Source organism: Collinsella sp. TF05-9AC (genome assembly GCF_003438495.1).
GTDB lineage: Bacteria > Actinomycetota > Coriobacteriia > Coriobacteriales > Coriobacteriaceae > Collinsella.
Genome location: NZ_QSSH01000001.1, coordinates 26686 through 31387 on the forward strand (window position 1 = coordinate 26686; position 4702 = coordinate 31387).

At 61.9% G+C, this 4702-nt stretch carries 2 protein-coding genes; both read left to right on the forward strand.

Annotated elements, in window-relative coordinates:
- The first annotated feature begins 211 nt into the window (after positions 1-211).
- Complete coding sequence (hisS, locus tag DXC52_RS00115) at positions 212-1525, forward strand: histidine--tRNA ligase (protein ID WP_117640032.1); 1314 nt, start codon at positions 212-214, stop codon at positions 1523-1525.
- 257 nt (positions 1526-1782) lie between these two features.
- Positions 1783-4596 carry a phosphoenolpyruvate carboxylase gene (locus DXC52_RS00120; RefSeq protein ID WP_370446102.1) on the forward strand — a complete coding sequence of 938 codons (2814 nt, stop codon included), beginning with the start codon at positions 1783-1785 and terminating at the stop codon, positions 4594-4596.
- The last annotated feature ends 106 nt before the right edge of the window (positions 4597-4702 follow it).

The following is a 4702-nucleotide window of genomic DNA, read 5'->3' on the forward strand; positions in this document are numbered from 1 at the left end:
CCACGGGCCTACGAAATGATCCCTATTCCTCCGTCCCCAAGGGATCACGTGATCCGAAGGGGACGGAGGAATAGGGATCACAAACAGCGGCGGCGCGTCTGGCCGAACGAGTCCCCATACCCTCGTTCGGTCAGGCGCGCCGCCGCGTTGCTGCTTTGTGCCGTATAATGTCCACTACCTATGACGCGATACAAAAGAAAGGTGTTTGCCCATGCAGGCACAGAAGGCGGAGGGAACCCGCGACCTTATCGGCGCCGAGATGCGCGCCTGGCAAAAGATGCAGCAGATTGCGGCCGGCGTGTTCGAGCCGTTTGGTTTTAAACCCATCGAGACGCCCGCGATCGAGCAGGTTGACGTGTTTGTCCACGGTATCGGCCAGTCGACCGACGTCGTGCGCAAGGAAATGTTCCGCGTGTTCAGCGGTGCCAACCTGGAGCGCGTCTTTACCGAGGGCACCGACACCAAACTCAAGCCCAAGCAGCGCCTGGCACTTCGCCCCGAGGGCACGGCCGGCGTGGTGCGCGCCGTCGTCGAGAACAATCTGGTGCCCCAGGGCTCCACGCCGTTTAAGGCTTACTACGCCGAGGCCATGTTCCGCGGCGAGCGTCCCCAGAAGGGCCGCCTGCGCCAGTTCCACCAGGTGGGCATCGAGTGGCTCGGCGCTCCCGATCCGGCGGCAGACGCCGAGTGCATCATCATGCTCATGGAGTTCTACAAGCGCCTGGGCTTCGATCTTTCCAAGCTTCGTCTGCTCATCAACTCGATGGGTGACGCCCAGTGCCGTCCGGCTTATCGCGAGCAGGTTAAGCAGTTCATCCTCGATCACGCCGACGAGATGTGCGATGAGTGCCGCGAGCGCGCCGAGCTCAACCCGCTGCGTGCCTTCGACTGCAAGAACGACCACTGCCGCGAGATCATGGCCGAGGCTCCGCTGATGGGTGACAACCTGTGCGATGAGTGCCGCGAGCACTACGAGCAGGTCAAGCGCTATCTGGATGCCGCCGGTATCGAGTATGTCGAGGATCCCACCTTGGTGCGCGGCCTGGACTACTACACCCGTACTGTCTTTGAGGTCGAGGCCCCTGGCGCCGGCGTCGGCTCCATCGGCGGCGGCGGCCGCTACGATGGCCTGGTCGAGCTCGAGGGTGGCAAGCCCACGGCGGGCGTTGGCTTTGCTGTCGGTTTTGAGCGCGCCCTGCTGGCCCTGCAGGCCTTTGGCAGCGATTTGGGTGCCGATGAGGCCCCGTGCGTCTATGTCGCCAACGCCGGCAAGGAGCTGCGTCAGAACGTCTTTGCCATTACGCAGGAGCTTCGCGCCGCAGGTATCGTGACCGAGGCCGACTATCAGGGCCGTTCGCTCAAGGCCCAGTTTAAGCAAGCCGATAAGGTAGGCGCCAAGCTCATCTTGGTCCTGGGTGGCGACGAGCTTGCCGCCGGCAAGGTCAAAGTGCGCGACATGCAGAGCCATGACGAGGTGCTCGCCGATCTGGACAACGTCGTCGAGGCGGTTCGCGAGCGCCTGTAGCGCATCTTTTTGAGCTTCGGGCCTGCTAACGTGCCCTGCTCATGGAGAGCGATTGTTACGGGGGTGTTTCGCTTTTATGCGGAATGCCCCCGTTTACGTATGCCGCCCACCGAGAAATACGACCATTTAGGGCAAAAACCTTTGCAATGCAGAAAATACTTTTGTGTGGTAAAGCGCAATCAGTGTCGAAAGTATTTCTCAAGCGCCTATAATGAATACCGCATGTTACGTGCATAGAAGGAGGAATGGGAGGAAACGTGGCTGAGAACCTAAGCAACCAGTCTGTACCCGAAGCCGCGGCGCGCGTCGCTGCCGTGGTCAACCGCCTCGTTAACCGAATCGGCTCGAATGCCGAGTCCAGGGAGCGTCTCGCCGAGATCGAGATCCCCGAGGAGCTGCGCGACAATCTGGCGCTGTTCTTGCGCCTGGAGCGCCGTGTGCTTAGCGAGTATGATCCCGAGATCGCGGACCTGTTCGACAAGATTTTGACAGCCGAGATTGTGGTCAATGCCGGCAACCCCGGTACCTGCGCTGCCGACGAAGCCGTCGACGAGCAGGGCGTGCCCACCGCCGACGAGCCCACTGCCGTGGCATTTCGTGAGGTCGTCGATTTGATCGACAGCCTGCCGCTCGATAAGCAGCAGGTCATCGTTCGCGCCTTTACGAGCTTTTTCCATCTGGCAAACCTGTCGGAGGAGAACTACCGTGTGGCGCAGCTGCGCGAGCGCGAGGCCGGTGCGTCGACCGATACCGAGGTCGATCCTGCCAACGAGCTTACCGTTGCCTATCACCAGCTGGTGAATGAGCTGGGTGTCGAGGGTGCCAACGAGCTGCTCGACAAGCTCGAGTTCCACCCTGTCTTTACCGCACATCCCACCGAGGCCCGTCGTAAGGCCGTCGAGGGCAAGATCCGCCGTATCTCCAACCTGCTGGAGGAGCGTCCGCGTCTGGGCGGCTCCGACCTGGTGGAGAACGAGCGCCATATGCTGCAGGAGATCGACGCCCTGGTGCGTACGAGTCCCATCGCGCTCAAGAAGCCCACGCCGGTCGAGGAAGCCGATACCATCATCGACATCTTCGATAACACGCTGTTCGACGTTATCCCCGTTATCTATCGTCGTTTTGACGATTGGGTGCTGGGCGACAAGGCCGGTACTGTGCCGCCGCTGTGCCCGGCGTTCTTCCATCCCGGCAGCTGGATCGGTTCCGACCGCGACGGTAACCCCAACGTCACCGCCAAGGTGAGCCGTGAGGTCGCCGCCAAGTACTTTACGCACATGGTGCTCAAGCTCGAGGACAAGTGCCGCCACATCGGCCGCAACCTCACGCTCGAGGCTACCTACAGCAAGCCGTCGGCCGAGCTCATTAACCTGTGGAACCATCAGGTCGAGATGAGCCCTCGTTACACGGCCCGCGCCGAGCTGATCTCCGAGCACGAGCCGCATCGCGCCGTCATGCTCGTCATGGCCGACCGCCTGAACGCCACCGTCCGTCGTATCACCGACACCATGTACCACAGCGCCGACGAGTTCCTGGATGACCTGCGCGTCGTCCAGCGTTCGCTGGCCGCCTGCGGTGCCGTCCGTGCTGCCTACGGCCCGGTCCAAACCATCATCTGGCAGGTCGAGTCCTTCGGCTTCCATATGGTCGAGATGGAGTTCCGTCAGCACTCCGTGGTGCATGCCCGCGCCCTTAAGGATATCCACGAGAACGGTATCCATGGCGACCTGCAGCCCATGACGCGCGAGGTCATCGATACCTTCCGCGCTATCGGCTCCATCCAAAAGCGCTACGGCAAGAAGATGGCGCACCGCTACATCATCTCGTTTACCAAGAGCGCTCAGCATGTGGCCGACGTCTTTGAGCTGGCGCACCTGTCCTTTGCACACGAGGAGGATGTCCCCGAGCTCGACGTGATCCCGTTGTTCGAGCAGCTCGAGGACCTCGAGGGCTGCGTCGACGTGCTCGATCAGATGCTTACGCTGCCCGTGGTGCAAAAGCGCCTTGCCCAGACCAACCGCCGCATGGAGGTCATGCTGGGCTATTCCGACTCTTCCAAGGATGCCGGTCCTACCACGGCCATGCTCGCGCTGCACTCCGCGCAGGAGCGCATCGCCAAGTGGGCAGAGAAGAACGATATCGACCTGGTGCTCATGCACGGTCGCGGCGGTGCCGTGGGCCGTGGCGGCGGCCCGGCCAACAAGGCCGTGCTGGCGCAGCCCAAGGGTTCGGTCAACTGCTTCTTTAAGCTCACCGAGCAGGGCGAAGTCATCTTTGCCCGTTACGGCAACCGCACGCTGGCTCAGCGCCATGTTGAGTCCGTTGCCGCCGCAACGCTTTTGCAGTCGGCCCCGAGTGTCGAGAAGACCAACACCGAGACCACGCAGAAGTTCTGGGATATGGCCGAGAAGCTCAACACTGCAAGCCACGAACGCTATCTGGACCTGCTGAACACCGAGGACTTTACACCGTGGTTCTCGACCGTGACGCCGCTGACCGAGGTCGGTCTGCTGCCGATCGGCTCGCGTCCCGCCAAGCGCGGTCTGGGCGCCAAGTCGCTCGATGACCTGCGTACCATCCCGTGGATCTTCAGCTGGAGCCAGGCGCGCATTAACCTGGCCGCTTGGTACGGTCTGGGCACCGCCTGCGAGCAGCTTGGCGATCTTGACCAGCTCAAGGCTGCCTACCAGGAGTGGCCGTTCTTCCGCACCTTTATCGACAACATCGAGATGTCGATCGCCAAGACCGACCAGCGCATCGCCAAGATGTATCTGCACCTGGGCGACCGCCAGGATCTGTCCGAGAAGGTCTTTACCGAGATGCAGCTCACGCGTAAGTGGGTCCTTGCCATCGTCGGTGACGAGTGGCCGCTGCAGCGCCGTCGCGTGCTCGGCTGCGCCGTCCGTGTGCGTAACCCCTACGTCGACGCCCTGTCCATCGCCCAGGTCCGCGCCCTTCGCGAGGTGCGTATGAATCAGGACGAGATGGCCGAGGAGAAGAAGGCCGAATACATGAGCCTGATTCTTTCGACTGTGACCGGCGTCTCGGCAGGATTGCAGAACACGGGGTAATCGATAGTCCTGTAGTCGTCCGGGCCCGCCATCAGTTTACTTTTAGGCACGTCCTCGGACATGCAAGAAGCCCTCGCTGCGCACTTCGTGCGGCGAGGGCTTCTTG

What these genes read in the sequence shown, in the direction of transcription:
- hisS (WP_117640032.1), top strand. Translation starts at nt 212, where the DNA reads ATGCAGGCACAGAAGGCGGAGGGAACCCGCGACCTTATCGGCGCCGAG.